Below are 19,339 nucleotides of genomic sequence, written 5' to 3'. Positions count from 1 at the left end.
TTCGGGGCGCCGCCAACTCCTCGCCCTCTTCGAACCGGCGCAATCACCCCCATGTCCGCATTCGTCACCCGCCTGGAAGACGCCATCGGCCGCGTCCTTCTCGCCGCCGTCGTCGTCCTCGTCTTCACCGGTGCGGCGTCGCGCTTCGTGGGGCATCCGATCATCTGGTCGGTCGACATGGCCCAGGCCGCCTTCGTCTGGCTCTGCTTCTTCGGGGCGCTGAAGGCGATGCGCCGCAAGGCCCATATCGGCGTCGACTACTTCGTCGCCAAGCTGCCCTTCCCGGCCCGCCGGGCGATCGAAATCCTGCTTTCCATCCTGGCTCTCGCCTTCCTCGCCACCATGGGCTGGTTCGGCATCCAGCTGACGCTGCTCAACACGGCGCGGATCTTCGGCGACAGCGGCATCTCCTATGCATGGGTCACGGCCGCCGTCCCGGCCGGCTGCATCGCCCTCGCCCTCATCCTCCTCGCCCAGCTCGTCCGCGCCATCCGCTCCGGCGGCCTCGTCTATTCGCCCGAGCCGCGCAGCGACGCCGGCGAGACCCCGGACGACGGCCACGCCCCGAGCGTGCGCACCGCCGGCGAATTGTGAGCCAAACCCCATGCTTCTGCCGACCATCCTGTTCTTCGCGCTGATGCTTCTCGGCATGCCGATCGCGTTTGCGATCGGAATCGCCGGCTTCAGCTTCTTTTTGACCAGCCAGTTCATCCCGGTCTCGATCGGCATCCAGCAGGTCGCCACCGCCTCGCAGAGCTTTCCGCTGCTGGCCGTGCCGCTGTTCCTGCTCGCCGGCCACATGATGAACAAGACCGGCATCACCCGCCGGCTGATCGACTGCTCCAACGCCCTCGTCTCCTGGATGGCCGGCGGCCTCGCCCAGGTCTGCATCCTCCTGTCGACCTTCATGGGCGGCGTCTCCGGCTCGGCCGTCGCGGACGCTGCGATGGAAGCTCGGATCCTCGGGCCGGAGATGATCCGCTCCGGCTATGGCAAGGGCTTCACCGCCGCCACCATCGCCGTCGGCTCGCTGATCACCGCGACCATCCCGCCGAGCCTCGGCCTCATCCTCTACGGCTTCGTCGGCAACGTCTCGATCGGCCGCCTGTTTCTCGCCGGCGTCATTCCCGGCCTGATGATGATGGTCGCTCTGATGGCGACGGTCTGGATCGTCGCCAGGAAGCGTGGCTACGGCGCCGAGACCAAGGAGCTCCCCAGCTGGCGCACGGTCGTCGCGACGCTGGTGGATGCGATCTGGGCGCTGCTCTTTCCGGTCGCCCTGCTCGTCTCCATCCGCAGCGGCGTCTTCACGGCCTCGGAAGTCGGCGCCTTCGCCGTCGTCTATGCCATCGTGGTCGGCTTCTTTCTCCACCGCGAGCTGACCTGGGAGGGCTTTCAGGATGCCTTGGGCGAGACTGTCGTCGACGTCGGCGTCATCACGCTGATCATCCTGTTTTCCGGCATGGTCGGCTATGCCATTGTCTTCGAACGCGCGCCCCAGACCATCGCCGAACTGTTGCTCGGCCTGTCGAGCGAACCGATCGTCGTCGTCTTCCTGATCCTCCTCTTCGTCTTCCTCTGCGGCCTTTTCATCGAGGCGACGGTGCTGGTCCTGCTTCTGACCCCGATCGTCCTGCCGATCGTCCAGCCGCTGGGGGTCGACCCGGTGCATTTCGGCATCCTGATGATGACCATCGTCACCCTCGGCGGCATGACGCCTCCCGTGGGTGTCGCCATGTATGCGGTCTGCAGCATTCTCGACTGCCCGATCGAGGACTACGTCAAGGAATCGCTGCCCTTCGTGGCGGCCATCCTCATTGTCGTGACGATCCTGGCCTTCATGCCCGGGCTCGTGCTCTTGCTGCCAAACCTATTGATGTAAGCCGGCGCAATCCCGGCTTTTCAACCCAACCTGAGTGAGGAGAAACGATGCGGCAGACCTGGCGTTGGTTCGGCCCCGGCGATCTCGTGAGCGTCGACGACATGCTGCAGGCCGGCGTCGAGGGCGTCGTTTCGGCGCTCCACCACGAGCCGACCGGCAACGTCTGGACGCCGGAGGCGATCGCAAGGCGCCAGCGCGAGATCGCGACGCGCAAGGACCGCTCGCCCTCCGGCATCGCCTGGGAGGTGGTCGAGAGCCTGCCTGTCTCGGAAGACATCAAGAAGCAGACCGGCGATTTTCGCACGCATTTCGAGAACTACCGGACCAGCCTGAAGCATCTCGCGGCGGCCGGCATCGAGATCGTCTGCTACAATTTCATGCCGGTGCTCGACTGGACCCGCACCGACCTCGCCTATCGCGTCTCCCATGGCGGGACGGCCATGCGCTTCGACCTCGTTGACTTCGCCGCCTTCGACATCTTCATCCTCGAGCGCCCCGGCGCCCGCGAGAGCTTTCCGGAAGCGGTCGCCGCGGATGCCGAAAGGCGCTTTGCCGAGATGGACGAGGTCCGGAAGGCGAAGCTCGCGGAAAACGTCGTCTTCGGCCTGCCTGGTGCTGCCGAGCATTTCACGCTGGCGGACGTTCGCGCCCATCTCGCCGAATACGGCCCCATCGGCGAGGACGGGCTGCGGCGGCATTTCGTCGACTTCCTGTCCGAGGTCGCGCCGCTCGCCGAAGAGCTCGGCATCCGGCTGTGCTGCCATCCCGACGACCCGCCCTTCCCCCTCCTCGGCCTGCCGCGCATCATGTCGACGGAGGCGCACTACCGGACGATCATGGACGCGGTCGACGTTCCCGCCAACGGCATCACCCTGTGCTCGGGCTCGCTCGGAGTGCGCCCCGACAGCGACCTGCCCGGCATGATGGAGCGGCTGGGCGACCGGGTGCATTTCCTGCACCTGCGCAACACCATCCGCGAGGGCGACGCCCTGCCCGCCTCCTTCTACGAGGCCGAGCACCTGTCGGGCGACACCGACATGGTGGCGCTGGTCGCCGCGGCGCTGAAGGAAGAGGCGCGGCGCAAGGCGGCGGGCCGCGCGGACGTTTCGATCCCGTTCCGACCGGATCACGGCCAGGACATTCTCGACGACCTGTCGCGCAAGGCCCAGCCGGGATACCCGGCGATCGGGCGACTGAAGGGGCTGGCGGAACTGCGCGGGGTGATCGCGGGGCTGGGGTACCGGGCGGGGTGAAGATCCTGCGCGATCGACGCCAGGCGGGCGTACGGCTCGCGTCTTTCGCGACGGGGCGGCGAATGGCAAGCCGCCCTCTCTCCCCCTTGTGGGAGAGAAGGTCATTCCAAGGAGTTGGTCCTCGGCCTGCCGAGGTCCAAACCTTGAGAATGACAAGAGAGGGGTTTCACCGTTGACGCCGCCACCGCCGGCTCGGTCAGGCGCCGGGACCTTCTGCAATGCCGGGACGGAGGGAACCGGTGAACCCCTCTCTTGCGATTTCTATCGCTTGGCTTCGCCAAGACGATGAAATCGCTTTCTCTCCCACGAGGGGAGAGAGGGCGCCTCCGCCGTTCCCGTCACCGCTCTGGACCTGCGCGAATCCTTCCGACTTTGACAAGGAGGAGGATGTCCCTCACCCCGCCCCATCCCCCAGCGCCGTCTGTGTTCGCGCGGCGCCGAGTTCGATGACGGTGCGCATCGTCGCCCGCGCCCGGTCTTCGTCGCCCGAGGCGATGGCCTCGACGATCAGGCGGTGATTGTCGGCGCATTCGCGGATCATCTCGGCATCCTCGGCCGGCGAGGATAGCCGCAGGACGCAGGCGAGCGCCGCCTCGATCAGACCGCTGGTCGCGCGCATGAAGGGGTTTTGCGAAATATCGGCGACGGCGAGGTGGAACTTCAGATCCACTTGGGCGATCGAGGTGCGGTCGTGGCCGGGATCGCCGAGTTCCTCGACGATCCGCCCGAGCCTTTCGATGTCCGCCGGCCCCGCCCGCCGGCATGCGAGCGCCGCCGCCTCGGGCTCGAAGGCGAGCCGCATCGTCGCCAGATCCTCGATGAAGCGGGCGTCGAGGCCGGTCTCAACCCGCCAGCGCAGGACATCGGGATCGAGGAAGTTCCACTGCTCGCGTTCGAGCACCTTCGTCCCGACCCGGGTCTTCGCCTCGATGAGCCGCTTGGCGGCGAGCGTCTTCATCGCCTCCCGCAGCACCGTGCGCGACACCCCGAAGACCTCGCCGAGCTCCTTGTCGCCCGGCAGGATCGAGCCCGGCGGAAAGCGCCCGCCGACGATCTCGCGGCCGAGGGTCGCCACCACATGGCCATGGCTCGAGCGGATCGTCCGCCCGGCGCCGGTGATGGCGAGGAGGCCGGTCATGCCGGCATGGCGGCGCCGCGGCGACGCGCGCTGAGCCAGACGAGGCCGCGCTGCAGGGCGATGAAGCTGAACAGAAGCAGGCCGATGACGATCTTCGTCCACCAGCTCGACAGCGTCCCGTCGAAGACAATGTAGGTCTGGATCAGCCCCATGATCAGGATCCCGAGCAGCGTCCCGGCGACATAGCCGGACCCGCCGGTCAGAAGCGTGCCGCCGATGACGACGGCGGCGATCGCGTCGAGTTCGACGCCCACCGCCGCCAGTGAATAGCCGGCTGACGTATAGAGCGAAAAGGCGATCCCGGCGAGGCCGGCGAGGAAGCTCGACAGCGCGTAGATGAGGATGGTCGTGCGGGCGATCGGCACGCCCATGAGCTCGGCCGACTGCCGGTTGCCGCCGATGGCGTAGACGTTGCGGCCGAAGGAGGTGAAATGGGCGATCAGGATGCCGAGGAGGACGACGGCGAGCATCGACAGGCCGACGAAGCTCAGGCGCCCGCCCCCCGGCATGCGGAAATAGAGACCCTGCAGCGTATCGTAGAGCTCGACCCTTATCGGCACGGATTCGATCGACAGCAGGAAGGCCATGCCTCTGGCGAAGAACATGCCGGCCAGCGTCACGATGAAGGGCGGCATGGCGAGATAGTGGATCATCGCCCCCATCACCGCGCCGAAGGCCGTGGTCAAAACGAGGACGATCACCAGGGCAAGGACCGGCGGCAGGCCCCAGTCGCCCATCGCCACGGCCAGGAACACCCCGGTAAAGGCGATCACCGAGCCGATCGACAGGTCGATGCCACCGGACAGGATGACGAAGGTCATGCCGACCGCGGCGATGCCGAGAAAGGCATTGTCGGTGAGGAGATTGCCGACCACCCGGGTCGACAGCATGTTGGGGAATTCGGCGATGCAGAGGCCGTAGGCGATGAGGAAGATGACGAAGGTCGTCGCCAGCGGAAACAGTCTCGACGAGGTCATCGCGCGGCCTCTTCCTTGGTCTTGGCGGCGGGTGTCGGAGCCCCGATGGTGCGGCCGGGACGGTTCTTGACGAAGGCAAAGAGCGTGTGGCTCGCCGGCGACTGGACGACGAGAATGACGACGATGATCGCCGCCTTGATGACGAGGTTGAACTCCGGCGGGAAGCCGGCGAGCAGGATGCCGGTGTTGACCGACTGGATGATCATCGCGCCGATCAGCGAGCCGGCGATCGAGAAGCGCCCGCCCATCAGCGAATTGCCGCCGACGACGACGGCGAGGATGGCGTCGAGCTCCAGCCACAGGCCGGCATTGTTGGCGTCGGCGCCGCGGATGTCGGCGGCCGCGACGATGCCGGCCACGGCGGCGCAGAGGCCCGATGCCGCGTAAACGGCGAGAAGCAGCGCCGAGGTGCCGATGCCGGCCAGCGCCGAGGCCCGGCGGTTGATCCCGATCGCTTCCACCAGGAGCCCGAGAGCCGTCGTGCGGAAGATGAGCGTCGCAGCGATGCCGAGGACGACCCACAGGATCACCGGGAAGGGCAGGCCGAAGACCGAGCCGCTGCCGACGAAGATCAGGCCTGGGACGTTGAAGGTGAGGATGACGCCTTCGGTGATCAGCTGGGCGATGCCGCGCCCTGCCACCATCAGGATAAGCGTCGCGATGATCGGCTGGATGCCGAGGAACGCGACGAGGGCGCCGTTCCACAGCCCGCACAGAATGCCGACGCCGAGCGTCATGAGGATCGTTGCCGGCAGCGAGTGGTCGCTGGTGATCAGCGCCGCGGCGACGGCGCCGCAGATCGCCATGACCGCGCCGACGGACAGGTCGATCCCCCGGGTGGCGATGACGAGGGTCATGCCGATGGCGAGCAGCGCCACCGGCGCGCCGCGATTGAGGATGTCGATCAGGCTGCCATAGAGCCGGCCATTGGCATAGGCGATGTCGAGAAAGCCCGGCGCGATCGCGGTGTTGAGCGCCAGGATGACGAGGAGCGCGATCAGTTGCGGCAGAACCCGCTTGAGCGTGGCAGGCATGGTCACGCGGCGCCCTCCGCCATGATTTCGGTGGCGCGGCCCTGGCCGCCCCGATCGCCCGGCGTCTCGTCCTCGCCAGCGGCGATCGCCCGCATGATGGTGTCGGGGGTGATGGCGCCGGCCTCGAGCTCGCCGGTGTGACGCCGGTCGGCGAGCACCCGCACCCGCGTCGCATAGGCGACGAGTTCTTCGAGTTCCGAGGAAATGACCAGCAGCGACATGCCGCGCTCCCGAAGTTCACCGATCAGCCGGATGATCTCGGCATGGGCGCCGACGTCGATGCCGCGGGTCGGCTCGTCGAGGATCAGCAGTCGCGGGTCGGTGGCGAGCCAGCGGGCGAGGATGACCTTCTGCTGGTTGCCGCCGGAAAGGAACTTGATCGGCTTTTCCCGGTCGCTCGTGCGGATGTCGAGGGCGGCGATGTAGCGGTCGGCGATCTCTTCCTGTTCCTTTCGCGACAGGGGCTTGGCCCAGCCGCGCCGGGCCTGCAACGCGAGGATGACGTTCTCGCGCACCGACAGGTCTTCGACGATCCCGTCCAGCTTGCGGTCTTCCGGGCAGAAGCCGAAACCGTGGCGAATGGCCTCGCGGGGCGAGGAGAAACTCACCGGGCTGCCGTCCACCGAAATCCGGCCCTCGTCGGGCTGGGCAATGCCGAACATCAGCTCGGCCGTCTCGGTGCGGCCCGAGCCGAGCAGCCCGGCGACACCGACCACCTCGCCGGCATGCATCGTCAGATCGAACGGCGCGATCCGCCCCCGCTTGCCGATGCCCTGAAACGACGCGATGACGGGTTTTCGGGAATAATCCACCGGTTCGGCGGCATGCGCCTCCTGTTCCTTCAGCTCGCGGCCGAGCATCATCGAGACGAGCTCGAGGCGCTCCAGGCCCTCGATCGGCCGCGTCGCCACCTTCTGGCCGTTCCTCAGGATCGTGACGCGGTCTGCGATGCGATAGACCTGATCGAAGAAGTGGGTGATGAAGACGATGCCGAGGCCCCGCGCCTTGAGGCCTTCGAGAATGGCAAAGAGCCGCGTGACCTCGGCGGCGTCGAGGCTGGCCGTCGGCTCGTCGAGGATCAGCACCTTGCCGGACAGATCGACCGCCCGCGCGATGGCGACGATCTGGCGCACCGCGACGGAATAGGTCGCGAGCACCGCCGTCACGTCGATGTCGAGCCCGTATTGCGAGAGGATCTCACGCGAGCGGCGGTTCGCCTCGCGGTGGCTCGTCAGGCCGAAGCGTTTCGGCTCGCGGCCGAGAAACAGGTTCTCGGCGACGGTCAGATTGGGCAGGAGGTTGACCTCCTGATAGACGGTGCCGATGCCGAGCTTCTGCGCATCCTTGACGTCGGCGGGATCGACGGGCTCGCCTTCGAGCGTGATCTTGCCGCGATCGCGGCGATAGGCGCCGGTCAGGATCTTGATCAGGGTCGACTTCCCGGCGCCGTTTTCGCCGACGAGGGCGTGAATCTCGCCCGCGGCAAGCTCGAAGTCGACATTCGAAAGCGCCGTGACGCCGAAGAATTCCTTGGTGACGCCTTCTGCGCGTAGCAGCGGCTCGCTCCTGGCCATAGCCTTTTCCATAACGATGGAAGGCGCCGCCCACCGCCAGGCGCGCCCGAGCCGTTGCGCGTCAGGCCTGCCGTCGGGCGGCGATCTCTCCCGGAAGGTTGCATCGAGGCGGCAGCATCGGGCGCGGCGAACCTCGCCGCAATCAGGGGCTTCCGGCCGGAACCCCTGCCCCGGCCGGAAACGCGCGAATAAAAAACGTCGGCCGGCCTATGTCCAGAATGCCGGCCGGCCGACGGAACCAATGATGGCTCAGTAACCCTGGTTCTTCTTCTCTTCGTAGACGGCCTTCGGATCGTCCGACTGGGTGAAGAGCTTCGATTCCGTCTGGATGAACTTCGGCGGCATGGTGCCGTCCTTCTTGTAGGCTTCCAGCGCATCGAAGGCCGGGCCGGCCATGTTCGGTGTCAGCTCGACGGTGGCGTTGGCCTCGCCCGCGGCCATGGCGAGGAAGATGTCCGGAACCGCGTCGATCGAGACGACGAGGATGTCCGAGCCCGGCTTCAGGCCGGCTTCCTTGATCGCCTGGATGGCGCCGACGGCCATGTCGTCGTTGTGGGCGTAGAGGGCGCAGATGTCCTTGCCGCCGTTCTCCGCCTTCAGGAAGCTCTCCATGACTTCCTTGCCCTTGGTGCGGGTGAAGTCGCCGGTCTGCGAGCGGACGATCTCGATGTTGTCGTGGCCCGCGATCGCCTTTTCGAAGCCCGCCTTGCGCTTGATCGCCGGCGAGGAACCGGTGGTGCCCTGCAGCTCGACGACGTTGCAGTCCTTGTCGCCGACGTTGTCGACCAGCCACTGGCCGGCGACCTCGCCCTCATGCTCGAGATCGGAGCCGACCGCCGTCAGATAGAGATCGTCGGACGAGTCCACCTGCCGGTCGAGCAGCACGACGGGGATCTCGGCGTCCTTGGCCTCTTCCAGCACCTGGTCCCAACCGGTTGCGACCACCGGCGCGAGCAGGATCGCATCGACGCCCTGCGCGATAAAGGAGCGGATCGCCTTGATCTGGTTTTCCTGCTTCTGCTGGGCGTCGGCGAATTTCAGGTCGATGCCGCGCTTCTCGGCCTGCTCCCTGGTCAGCGTCGTCTCGGCGGCGCGCCAGCCGGACTCCGATCCGATCTGCGAGAAGCCGACGGTCATGTCGGCGGCGACGGCCGATCCGGCCATCAGGCCAGCCATCGCCACGGCGCCGGCAAGCGTCTTCAAAATCTTCATGAATTCCTCCCGAAAACGTCCGGCCTCCACCGGATGTCCGCAAGGATACTATTATATGATAAATGATGTCCAGTGGTCTCGCGCACGCCTCTCGCCGGTTTTCCAGCGCGCCGGCTACCCGCATCGATTGCGGGCAGAACCGCGCCGTCCGGACAGGTGCCGGACGCGGAGCCAGACCGACCGTCGCCCGATCCCGTCAGGTTTTGCTTCTGCGGCAGGAGCCAGGCCGCCACAGGACGGCCAAGAGGATCACGCCACTGCAACGCCAGGATGATCGGTCCGGCGATGCAAGCCGTTCCTGCGTCGGCAATCTCCCACCAGCGCCGCGTCAGCGCGCGGCGGCGCGGCCGACGAAACGCGCCGGCGACGCCCCACCGGAGGACGCGGACGGCACGTCGAATGTGACCAGGATGGGCAGGTGGTCGGAGGCAGTGGCCGGCTCGGTCGCCACGGAAACGAGGCGTACCCCGTCCGAGGCGAGGACGTTGTCGAGCGGCAGACCGACGAGCCGCCGCAACGGGGCGGGCAGTGCGCTCGGCAGCCATGTCGGACCGATGCCGGTCGCCGGCGTGGTGCGGGAGGCTCCGGCATAACGCTGGACCGTCGCACTCCAGGGCGCGGCGTTGAAATCGCCGGCGATCAGCAACGGCATCTGGAGCTTCGGCAGCACCTCTTCGCCGAGGGCGGCGACCTGCCGGCCCTGGCGAAACGGCCAGGGCCAGGCGAGATGTTCCGATACCACCGTCAGCTCTTGGCCATTGCCGAGATCGAGGCGGCGGGAGACGAAGCCGTCGTCGACCCGGCAGGCCGCATCGGCCTGGACGAACGGGACCCGCGACAGGATCGCGACGCCGCCGACGGCCTCCCCGACGCCGCAGAAAGCGGCATAGGGATAGCCCGAGCGCAAAGGTTCGATCGCCTCCACCCAGCGGCGGTTGATCTCCTGCAGCGTCAGGACGTCCGGATCCAGCCGGGCGATGGTGGTGACGGCAGGCACGGGATCGGCGTTGAAGCGAAGGTTCATCTGCAGGAGCTTCAGCGGCCCCCGCCCGACCAGCGCGGTATTGGCGGGCGCCACCCGATGCGGTTCGCCCGCCGGGCGCGGCATCAGGAAGGGCGACACCGAAACCGCCGCATAGGCGGCAACGATCGTGGCGACGGTCGCCGCCGCGACGGAGCGCATGACGATCAGGAGAAGCGCGAGCACGAAGAGCGCGACGGTGAGATGGGCGCGGAACTGCGCCAGGGAATCGAAGAACGGCACCGTCCTGCCGAAGAAGCCGGCGACGAGAGCCGCCGCGGCGACAAGCGCCACGCCGATGATGATGCTTGCCGCGATCCGGGAGAGCGAAGTCTTCAACAGAGGGGATCCGCCGTCACTGGAAGGCCGTCTCGAAGAAGGAGCGCAGCTTGCGCGAATGCACCCGCTCCGACGGCAACTCGCTCATCAGCTGCAGCGCCCGCATGCCGATCTTCAGATGCTGAGAGACCTGCCGCCGATAGAATTCAGTCGCCATGCCCGGCAGCTTCAACTCGCCATGCAGCGGCTTGTCGGAAACGCAGAGCAGCGTGCCGTAGGGAACGCGGAAGCGAAAACCGTTGGCGGCGATCGTCGCCGATTCCATGTCGAGGGCGATCGCCCGCGACTGCGACAGCCGCTGCACCGGCTCGCGCTGGTCGCGAAGCTCCCAGTTGCGGTTGTCGATGGTCGCGACCGTGCCGGTGCGCATGATCCGCTTCAGATCGTAGCCGGAGAGGCCCGTCACCTCCTCCACCGCCTTTTCCAGCGCCACCTGCACTTCGGCCAGCGCCGGGATCGGCACCCACAGCGGCAGGTCTGCGTCGAGGACATGGTCCTCGCGCACATAGGCATGGGCGAGGACGTAGTCGCCGAGCGCCTGGCTGTTTCTGAGGCCGGCGCAGTGGCCGAGCATCAGCCAGGCATGCGGACGCAACACCGCGACATGATCGGTGATCGTCTTGGCGTTCGAGGGGCCGACGCCGATGTTGATCATGGTGATGCCGCTGCCATCGGCGCGCTTCAGATGATAGGCCGGCATCTGCGGCAGTCTGAGCGGCGCCGTTCCCGACACCGGCTGCTCGAAGCCCGCCGGCGTCACCATGTCGCCGGGCTCGACGAATTCCTCGAATCCCTCGCCGCCGCGGCGCATCATCTCACGCGCCAGCATGCAGAACTCGTCGACATAGAACTGGTAGTTGGTGAACAGGACGAAGTTCTGAAAATGCAGCGGCCGCGTCGCGGTGTAGTGGGAGAGCCGGTGCAGCGAATAGTCGACGCGCTGCGCCGTGAAGGGGGCGAGCGGCAGACGTTCGCCCGGGTATGGCTCGAAGGTGCCGTTGACGATCCTGTCGTCGGTGGCGCCGAGATCGGGAACGTCGAAGATGTCCCGCAAGGGGTGGTCGAGCTTCTCCGCCATCCCGCCGTCGACATGGACACCGTCGGGCAGCGCGAAATGCAGCGGGATCGGCGTCGTCGAATCGCCGATATGGACCGGCTGCCCATGGTTCTTCAGGATGAGATCGAGCTGCTCGGCGAGATAGCGATCGAAGAGATCGGGCCGGGTGACCGTCGCGGCATAGTCGCCCGGCAGCGGCACGTGGCCGAAGGCGAGCCGCGAATCCACCCGGGCGTGGGTGCGGGTCGTCACCGAGACTTCCGGATAGAAGGCCCTGTAGCGCCGCGAGGCGCTCGCGCTCGAAAGGACCTCGTCGAAGCTCTTCGAGAGAAAGGCGACCGAACGCTCGTAGAGGCGCCGCAACTCGGCCACCGCTTCGTCGGCATTGCCGAACGGTCGGGGGGGAGCGGCCTCGGGGGAGACGATCGGCAGGTGTTCGGTCGGGGTGTCGAAGACTGTCATGGCATGAGCTGTAATGCCGGTCGATGGCGCCGGTAAGACGGGGGAAGCGTCAAAATTTCGCCTGCACGCCGGGTCCGGCGCGATTGATGCGGCAGAGCGTTCCGGAGGAATAGTCGCAAGTGCCGCCCGAAACCGAAGCGACGAAGCTGGTGGACGTTGCCGGGGCAGGCCGCTGGACGAGGTAGCTCATGCCGAGACCGAACAACGCGATCAGAATCGTCAGGACGGTAAGGCGTGTGTACATCGTGTGATCCGCTTCTTCGTACCAGATGTTGAAGGGTTCACCACCCTCTTCGGGCCATAGGCCAGTTCATGGCCGAACGCGACCCGTCCGATTGCGCCCGACGAGGGCGCCGAAACCGCCGACCGTCGCATGTTCGTTGCGCTGCACGGCATCAGCGGCCTCTCCTGCAGCGGCAAACTTACGCGAAGATTGCGCCCGGGTCGACCACTCTGCCGCACTGCGAGACCAGCGGCGCGCGGGGAACTGCCCCGGCGGAGAGCGATCGGCTCCGGCAGGGCTCGGCCGAGGGCGGCGAAACTGCCGGATGCGGGAGTGGTTTTCGCGTCCTTGATCGGCCGTCGGGCGCCATGGCTCGCCCGCCGTGGGCGTCCGGCGGGCGTCTCGCTGACATCGGCAGAACGGAAAGAGAAAGAGGCCCGGGAGCGGCGCCCGGGATGTAAAGTCGGCCACCGACGAACGGCAATCGCCGTCGCGCACCGAGACGGCGCCGATCCGAACCGGACGGCCGGTCGCATGGTCTAGCCCAGTGAAGCACGGATCGACCGGAAAGCCCCATCCGTTCGAGCAGGAACGGATCCGCCGCGCCTCTGCAGGGGCGCCGGCCCTAAGGGCGGCACCAATGCGGATCGCGGCCGGAAAAAAGAGGGTGGGAGGCTGGCACGATGACCCGTGCCATAGCTCGTTGGGGCTGCTTCCTTCCGGACCTGACCCGGTTGGCGAGTGGCTCGTCCACCACCAACCTCCCGGGGCTCCATATCGGCGAAAAGACGCCTAATTGCAAGCGGGGTACCGAAAAGGACCGACGGGAGGCACGCGACCCCATGCACCAGTTCCAACTCGACCCGCGACTTGCGGCCGACACCGTGGAGGTCGCCACGCTCGGCCTCTGCACGGTCCGCCTGATGAAGGATCGCCGCTGGCCGTGGCTGATCCTCGTTCCCCAGAGGGATGGAATCACCGAGTTGCACGATCTCACCCCCCTCGACCAGACGACCCTGACCTTCGAGACCTGCATGGTCGCCAAGGCGCTGAAGGGCTTCGCCGGCGCCGACAAGATCAATGTCGGCTCGCTCGGCAACATGGTGCCGATGCTGCACGTCCACGTCATCGCGCGGCGCGCCGGGGATCCTGGCTGGCCGGGGCCGGTCTGGGGCTTCGGGCAAGCCGAGCCCTATGGGGACGAAGCCCTGGCGACGACGCGGGACGGGCTTGCCAAGTCGTTGCATTCGGAGAGATAGCAGCGCTACGACACGGGTGATCGCCTCGGGGTGATCCGGTTCCGACACCAGGGTTCACGTCGCTCGAAGGCACAAGCCGGGTGCCCGGTGCCCCCAGCAGAGTGATTTTCCGCTGGCGCCTACAGATTTGGCCGCCTTACGGCCGGATCGCGGGGCCGGCATCGATGACAAATGACGAATTCACGCCACCAGCGGAGACCACGGATGAGCGAGATCGAGGGGCAAACCGCCTTTTCGGAGGTCAGCACGCGGACCGGCTTTTCCGGCAACACGCTTCGCCGCGACGGCGAATTGCGAACGGCCGAAAGCCTTGCGGACGCCCTCGCCCATGGCGAAGCCGGCCTTTATCTCTCGGCCGGCGGAAAGTGGCTGGTGAAGACCGAGGGGTCGGCGCTCGATGCGAGGTTTTCGGTTTTGGAGGCACGGGCGCTCGCTGCCGATCTCGGCGAGGCAATCCTGCTCGGCTTCGATGCAGCCGGCCGGCCGGCGCTCGCCGCGCTCGTCGCATCCGCCGACGACGATACGCCGGCCGGCGTCGCGGCCGTGGATCTTCGCGGCATCGCCATGGAGGGGCGGCTGGATCCCGATACGGAGGGCCGTCTGGCACAGGGCGCCCATCTGATCGGCTGGCACGCCAAGAACCAGTTCTGCGGCGTCTGTGGAAAGCCGACCCGCTCGGCCGCGGCGGGCTATCGACGCGAATGCACGGCCTGCGACAACGTCATCTTTCCGCGCACCGATCCGGTGACGATCATGCTCGTCCATGACGGAGAGGGGCGCTGCATCCTCGGCCGCCAGCCGCGATTTCCGGAGAACTTCTGGTCCTGTCTCGCCGGCTTCGTCGAACCGGGGGAGACGCTGGAGGATGCGGTGCGCCGCGAAACCATGGAAGAGGCCGGCGTCGCCGTCGGCGAGATCACCTTCCTCGCCTCCCAGCCCTGGCCGTTTCCCTGCAATCTGATGATCGGCTGCCTGGGGCTGGCGACCAGCCGCGACATCACCTTCGACACGACGGAACTCGAGGACTGCCGCTGGTTCTCCCGCGACGAGGTCCGGGCCATGCTGGCGGGCAACCATCCGGATGGGCTGATGGTGCCGAAGCCCTTCGCCATCGCCCATCACCTCATCAAGGCCTTCGCCGATTCTTAGAGGTGTCGAAACCCTTGGGGGCGACGTTCCGGTACCGCTTCTCTTCCGACTGCCGCCCCGGCCTCAGGCACCCTTCTTGTCGTCCAGCGCCTCGAGCCGCTCCTGCATGCGCTGGAGCTGCTCGCGCATCGCCTTGAGATCGTCGTCGCGATTTTGACCGGTGCTGCCGTTGCTGCGCGGATCGCCCGCCTCGCCCCCCGGTTCGACGTCGCCCATCGCACCGGCGACGAAAGGATTGAACATCATCATGGCGCGGCGGAACATCTCCGTGTTGCGCCGCACCTGGGCTTCCATGATCTTGATCGGCGTCTGGGTGATCGCACCCGTCACCTTGTCGCGGAACGCTTCCTGCTCCTTGGCGAAAGCCGACATCGAATGTTCGAGATAGCCCGGGATGACCGCCTGCATCTGGTCGCCGTAAAAGCGGATCAGCTGCCGCAGGAAGGCGATCGGCATCAGATTCTGGCCGCCCTTGTTCTCCTGCTCGAAAATGATCTGGGTCAGCACCGAACGGGTGATGTCCTCGCCGGTCTTGGCGTCCTGGACGACGAACTCCTCGTTGTTCTTGACCATGACGGCAAGGTTTTCGAGGGTCACGTAGGTGCTGGTTCCGGTGTTGTAGAGCCGCCGGTTGGCGTACTTCTTGATGACCGTCACTTCGTCGTTTCTGGCCATTGGCAACTCCTTCGAACCCGCCGAGACTTGGAAACGCCGCACTTTTGTGCGGACGCTCATGTGCGCCGCATAAAGGATAGGCACAAGTTGCGGCATAATCCAAATGGTTCCATGGTTCATGGGCGCTTCGCAAGCGCGAAAGAGCGAAGCACCGGCTGCCATCCGCCCTCGTCTCGGCGGCGGCCCGCCACGGTGGCTCCCGAGATCTGACCGTGCGTTCGGAGGGCGTGATGTCGGCCGGCCCCGACCTTCGCGCCCTCGCCCGCCAACCGGGGCCTTCCGGGCAAGCGGCGCGCTTCGACCCCGCCCCCGGCTTGACGAATGCCGCCCCTTTTGCCTTCGTGCCTCAGCCCTATCTGAAGCGCGAAGACGCGAATGCCGGAGGAAATGACAATGAGCAATACGCAATCCGTGGTGATCGTCGGCGCTGCGCGTACGCCGGTCGGCTCGTTCAACGGCGCCTTTGCGCAGGTTCCGGCCCACGAACTCGGCGCGGCCGCGATCAAGGAAGCCCTGTCGCGGGCGAATGTCGAGGCCAGCGATGTGGACGAGGTCATTATGGGCCAGATCCTCACCGCCGCCGAGGGCCAGAACCCCGCGCGGCAGGCGGCGATGGCCGCCGGCTGCCCCAAGGAGACCACCGCCTGGGGGCTCAACCAGCTCTGCGGCTCAGGCCTTCGCACCGTCGCCATCGGCATGCAGCAGATCGCCATGGGAGACGCCAAGGTGATCGTCGCCGGCGGCCAGGAATCCATGTCGATGGCCCCGCACGCCGCCTATCTCAGGGCCGGCCAGAAGATGGGCGACCTGAAGATGGTCGACACCATGCTGAAGGACGGGCTGATCGACGCCTTCAACGGCTATCACATGGGCAACACCGCCGAGAACGTCGCGCGGCAGTGGCAACTCACCCGCGAGATCCAGGACGAGTTCGCGGTCAAGAGCCAGAACAAGGCCGAGGCCGCCCAGAAGGCCGGCCGCTTCCAGGACGAGATCGTCCCCTTCACCGTCAAGGGCCGCAAAGGCGACACGGTCGTCGACAAGGACGAATACATCAAGCACGGCGTCACCATGGAGGGCATCGCCAAGCTGCGCCCGGCCTTCGACAAGGAAGGCTCGGTGACCGCCGCCAATGCATCGGGCATCAATGACGGCGCGGCCGCGACCGTCCTGATGAGCGAGGCCGAGGCGGAGAAGCGCGGGCTGACGCCGCTGGTGCGCATCGTCTCCTGGGCGACGGCCGGCGTCGATCCGGCGATCATGGGCACCGGCCCGATCCCCGCTTCGAAGAAGGCGCTGGAAAAGGCCGGCTGGTCGGTCGACGATCTCGATCTCGTCGAGGCCAACGAGGCCTTCGCGGCCCAGGCCTGCGCCGTCAACAAGGACCTCGGCTGGAACCCGGACATCGTCAACGTCAATGGCGGCGCGATCGCCATCGGTCACCCGATCGGCGCCTCCGGCAACCGCATCCTCAACACGCTGATCCACGAGATGATCCGCCGCGACGCCAAGAAGGGCCTCGCGACGCTGTGCATCGGCGGCGGCATGGGTGTCGCCATGTGCTTCGAACGGATGTGATCCGAGCCGCGTATATCTGAAAGGAGCCGGAAAGGAGCGCCTGACTTGGTCGACGCCCCCTTCGAACAACTCGTCTTCTCCGGCGGCGGCACCCGCTGCTTCTGGCATGGCGGCTTTCTCGACACGGTGCGCCGGCCGCTCGATCTGAAGCCGGAGCGCATCGCCGGTGTGTCCGGCGGCGCGCTGGCGGCCGCCTGCTTCATCGGCGGGCGGGACGAGAAGCTGCTCGAGGTGATGGGCACGGCCTTCGACCGACGCGACTGCAACGTCTCGATCGACTGGGACGAGTTCGAGGAAAACGGCCTCACGCCGCACCAGCAGATGTATCGCGAGGTGGTGCGCGAGACCCTCGACGACGAAGCGGTGGCACGGATCGCTGACGGCCCTTGTTTCGAGGTGCTGCTCGCCCATCCGCCGCATAGCGGCTTTCCCAAGCTGACGACCTTTCCGATGATGGTCGCCTATCTCGCCGATCTCGCCATCCGCTCGACCCCCCACGTGATCTTCCCCGAAAAGCTCGGTGCCCACCAGCAGCTTGTCGACGCGCGGCAGGCGGCCCGGGACGGGCTCATCGTCGACCTCATCTGCAATGCCGCGGTCATTCCGCCGGTGTTCAACCTGCAGGGCTGGAACGGCCGGAAGGTGATCGACGGCGGCATGACGTCGAAGGCGCCGATGCCGAGCGGCAACCGGGGCCGCACGCTGGTGCTCCTCACCCGCAAGTTCCGCAACCTGCCGGACCACCCCGATCGCGTCTATGTCGAGCCGTCGCAAGCCGTGCCGGCCGACAAGATCGACTTCACCGACCGCGGCAAGATCGTCGCCACCTGGAACGCCGGCGTCGAGGACGGCAAGGCGTTTCTCCACGCCTTCGGCGCGACTTCCCATCTCGTTGCGGCAGATTCCGCGGCCTTTCGGGCCGATCGGGCGAATTCCGGCTAGCCACGGCCACCCGCCGCCCCTAGTCTTTCATGGAAGGTTACCGCCGGCATCGACCAACCGCCCGGCGGATCCATCGAAAGGGAGGAAAAATGGCCAGAACTGCAATCGTCACGGGTGGCTCGCGCGGCATCGGCGCGGCGATCTCGAAAGCTCTGAAAGCCGCAGGCCACACCGTCGCCGCCACCTATGCCGGCAACGACGAGCGGGCGAACGCCTTCAAGGAAGAGACCGGCATTTCGGTCTATAAGTGGGACGTCGCCTCCTACGACGCCTGCGCCGCGGGCATCGCCAAGGTCGAGGCCGAACTCGGCCCGATCGACATCCTCGTCAACAATGCCGGCATCACCCGCGACGCCATGTTCCACAAGATGACGCCGGAGCACTGGCAGGCGGTCATCAACACCAATCTCAACGGCCTCTTCAACATGACCCGGCCGGTCTGGGACGGCATGCGCGCCCGCTCTTTCGGCCGGATCGTCAACATCTCGTCGATCAACGGCCAGAAGGGCCAGATGGGCCAGGTGAACTATTCCGCCGCGAAAGCCGGCGACATCGGCTTCACCAAGGCGCTGGCCCAGGAAGGCGCCCGCAAGAACATCACCGTCAACGCCATCTGCCCCGGCTACATCAACACCGACATGATGGCGACCATCCCGCCCGAAGTGATGGAAAAGCAGATCGTCGCGAACATCCCGGTGGGCCGGCTCGGCGAGCCCGAGGAGATCGCCCGCTGCGTCGTCTTCCTGACCTCCGACGACGCCGGCTTCATCACCGGTGCGACCCTTTCGGCCAATGGCGGGCAGTATCTGGCCTGAATGCCGGCGCAGGCGGTATCGGATCGTCCGATGCCGCCGGCCACGCGTCGCGCCGACCGCTCATGCGCCATCCATAACCGCCTGCCGATTCCGCCGCCACGATGGGCAGGCCGCATCGATCATCCGCCAATTCACAGCGGAACCATTCGCAAAATCAGCAGTTTATCCTCCACTTTCACGCAGCGACAAGCCGGCGAGACCGACGGCGGAGGAGACTGAACATGCGCAGATCATATTGGACCCACGGCATGATCGTGGCAGCTGCCCTCGCGGTCGCGACACCGGCACTTTCGCAGCAGATCCAGATCGGCCGCGACGGTGTCAGGATCGTCCCGCAGGAGGACATGCGCCGGGGTGGCGACCGCGACTATCGGCATCGCCGGGACGAGCGGCGCGACGTGCGCGAAGGCGTTTCCGAGCGCGAGGCCATCCGCATCGCCCGACGCCAGGGATTGCGCGAGGTCGGAGCGGTGACGAAGACTCGCCAGAGCTACCGCGTGGCCGGCACCGATCGCCGCGGCCGCAGGATCCGGGTGGACATCGACCGCGACAGCGGCGCCGTCATCCGCGTCCGCTGACGGCCAAGACGAGCAAAGGCGATGACAGGCGGTGGACCGATGCGTTCATCGCCTGTTTCTTTGCCGGCCATCGTCGCTCGACCATGAGACCTGAGTGGCGCGAGCCGGTCTGGCGAAAACAGTCGGCGTGAACGACCCGTGAGGACGAGTCCGACGTCGCTCGCGTCGCGC

General features: G+C 66.7%; 18 protein-coding genes and 1 other RNA gene. 9 read left to right on the top strand and 10 right to left on the bottom strand.

Annotated features, from left to right (window positions below):
* Positions 1-51: 51 nt before the first annotated feature.
* Genes GTK09_RS05455 through uxuA form a run of 3 tightly spaced genes read left to right on the top strand, consistent with a single transcriptional unit; the run spans position 52 to position 3,135 of the window.
* Entirely contained in the window at positions 52-594 is a 543-nt protein-coding gene (locus tag GTK09_RS05455) for a TRAP transporter small permease (RefSeq protein WP_163461712.1), read from the top strand.
* Positions 595-604: 10 nt separating this feature from the next.
* On the top strand, positions 605-1,882 hold the full coding sequence (locus GTK09_RS05450; protein WP_163461709.1) for a TRAP transporter large permease: 1,278 nt from the start codon (positions 605-607) through the stop codon (positions 1,880-1,882).
* Between the two features lie 47 nt (positions 1,883-1,929).
* On the top strand, positions 1,930-3,135 hold the full coding sequence (gene uxuA, locus GTK09_RS05445) for a mannonate dehydratase (protein WP_163461707.1): 1,206 nt from the start codon (positions 1,930-1,932) through the stop codon (positions 3,133-3,135).
* Positions 3,136-3,529: 394 nt separating this feature from the next.
* Here the strand turns inward: uxuA and GTK09_RS05440 are convergent, their stop codons facing one another.
* The 9 genes from GTK09_RS05440 to ffs all read right to left on the bottom strand — a co-directional run bounded on the left by GTK09_RS05440 (position 3,530) and on the right by ffs (position 12,937).
* Entirely contained in the window at positions 3,530-4,273 is a 744-nt protein-coding gene (locus GTK09_RS05440; protein WP_163461706.1) for a FadR/GntR family transcriptional regulator, read from the bottom strand.
* A complete protein-coding gene (yjfF, locus tag GTK09_RS05435; protein ID WP_163461704.1) occupies positions 4,270-5,250 on the bottom strand; it encodes a galactofuranose ABC transporter, permease protein YjfF in 981 nt (326 codons plus the stop codon). The genes GTK09_RS05440 and yjfF overlap by 4 nt, the downstream gene beginning before the upstream one ends.
* On the bottom strand, positions 5,247-6,284 hold the full coding sequence (locus tag GTK09_RS05430) for an ABC transporter permease (RefSeq protein WP_163461963.1): 1,038 nt from the start codon (positions 6,282-6,284) through the stop codon (positions 5,247-5,249). Before GTK09_RS05430 ends, yjfF begins: the two co-directional genes overlap by 4 nt.
* A gap of 2 nt (positions 6,285-6,286) precedes the next feature.
* Positions 6,287-7,858 (bottom strand): sugar ABC transporter ATP-binding protein, encoded by a 1,572-nt coding sequence (locus tag GTK09_RS05425; RefSeq protein ID WP_163461701.1) that lies wholly within the window; start codon positions 7,856-7,858, stop codon positions 6,287-6,289.
* A gap of 249 nt (positions 7,859-8,107) precedes the next feature.
* On the bottom strand, positions 8,108-9,070 hold the full coding sequence (ytfQ, locus tag GTK09_RS05420; protein ID WP_163461699.1) for a galactofuranose ABC transporter, galactofuranose-binding protein YtfQ: 963 nt from the start codon (positions 9,068-9,070) through the stop codon (positions 8,108-8,110).
* 328 nt (positions 9,071-9,398) lie between these two features.
* Entirely contained in the window at positions 9,399-10,430 is a 1,032-nt protein-coding gene (locus GTK09_RS05415) for an endonuclease/exonuclease/phosphatase family protein (protein WP_163461697.1), read from the bottom strand.
* A 16-nt stretch (positions 10,431-10,446) separates the two neighbouring features.
* Positions 10,447-11,949, bottom strand: coding sequence for an AMP nucleosidase (locus tag GTK09_RS05410; RefSeq protein ID WP_163461695.1), 1,503 nt, complete (start codon positions 11,947-11,949; stop codon positions 10,447-10,449).
* 49 nt (positions 11,950-11,998) lie between these two features.
* The gene (locus GTK09_RS05405) at positions 11,999-12,193 is read right to left on the bottom strand and encodes a hypothetical protein (RefSeq protein WP_163461693.1); all 195 of its coding nucleotides are present in this window, start codon (positions 12,191-12,193) and stop codon (positions 11,999-12,001) included.
* 646 nt (positions 12,194-12,839) lie between these two features.
* An RNA gene (gene ffs / locus GTK09_RS05400) (signal recognition particle sRNA small type) lies at positions 12,840-12,937 on the bottom strand.
* 77 nt (positions 12,938-13,014) lie between these two features.
* On the opposite strand from ffs, the gene GTK09_RS05395 reads away from it, so the two are divergent.
* Together GTK09_RS05395 and nudC are read left to right on the top strand one after the other, a co-directional pair.
* A complete protein-coding gene (locus GTK09_RS05395; protein WP_163461691.1) occupies positions 13,015-13,431 on the top strand; it encodes an HIT domain-containing protein in 417 nt (138 codons plus the stop codon).
* A 204-nt stretch (positions 13,432-13,635) separates the two neighbouring features.
* The gene (gene nudC, locus GTK09_RS05390; protein WP_163461689.1) at positions 13,636-14,580 is read left to right on the top strand and encodes an NAD(+) diphosphatase; all 945 of its coding nucleotides are present in this window, start codon (positions 13,636-13,638) and stop codon (positions 14,578-14,580) included.
* 63 nt (positions 14,581-14,643) lie between these two features.
* On the opposite strand, the gene phaR is transcribed toward nudC, so the two are convergent.
* On the bottom strand, positions 14,644-15,255 hold the full coding sequence (phaR, locus tag GTK09_RS05385; protein WP_163461687.1) for a polyhydroxyalkanoate synthesis repressor PhaR: 612 nt from the start codon (positions 15,253-15,255) through the stop codon (positions 14,644-14,646).
* A 393-nt stretch (positions 15,256-15,648) separates the two neighbouring features.
* On the opposite strand from phaR, the gene GTK09_RS05380 reads away from it, so the two are divergent.
* The 4 genes from GTK09_RS05380 to GTK09_RS05365 all read left to right on the top strand — a co-directional run bounded on the left by GTK09_RS05380 (position 15,649) and on the right by GTK09_RS05365 (position 19,168).
* The gene (locus GTK09_RS05380; RefSeq protein ID WP_163461685.1) at positions 15,649-16,833 is read left to right on the top strand and encodes an acetyl-CoA C-acetyltransferase; all 1,185 of its coding nucleotides are present in this window, start codon (positions 15,649-15,651) and stop codon (positions 16,831-16,833) included.
* A gap of 45 nt (positions 16,834-16,878) precedes the next feature.
* Positions 16,879-17,775, top strand: a complete 897-nt coding sequence (locus tag GTK09_RS05375) for a patatin-like phospholipase family protein (RefSeq protein WP_163461683.1) — start codon at positions 16,879-16,881, stop codon at positions 17,773-17,775.
* Between the two features lie 89 nt (positions 17,776-17,864).
* The gene (locus tag GTK09_RS05370; protein ID WP_163461681.1) at positions 17,865-18,590 is read left to right on the top strand and encodes a beta-ketoacyl-ACP reductase; all 726 of its coding nucleotides are present in this window, start codon (positions 17,865-17,867) and stop codon (positions 18,588-18,590) included.
* A gap of 221 nt (positions 18,591-18,811) precedes the next feature.
* Positions 18,812-19,168 (top strand): PepSY domain-containing protein, encoded by a 357-nt coding sequence (locus GTK09_RS05365; RefSeq protein WP_246217723.1) that lies wholly within the window; start codon positions 18,812-18,814, stop codon positions 19,166-19,168.
* The last annotated feature ends 171 nt before the right edge of the window (positions 19,169-19,339 follow it).

It is taken from the genome of Jiella pacifica, from assembly GCF_010500815.1.
Classification (GTDB): domain Bacteria; phylum Pseudomonadota; class Alphaproteobacteria; order Rhizobiales; family Rhizobiaceae; genus Jiella; species Jiella pacifica.
Note: the sequence above shows the minus strand (reverse complement) of the source record. Positions and strands in the feature narration are given on the sequence as shown.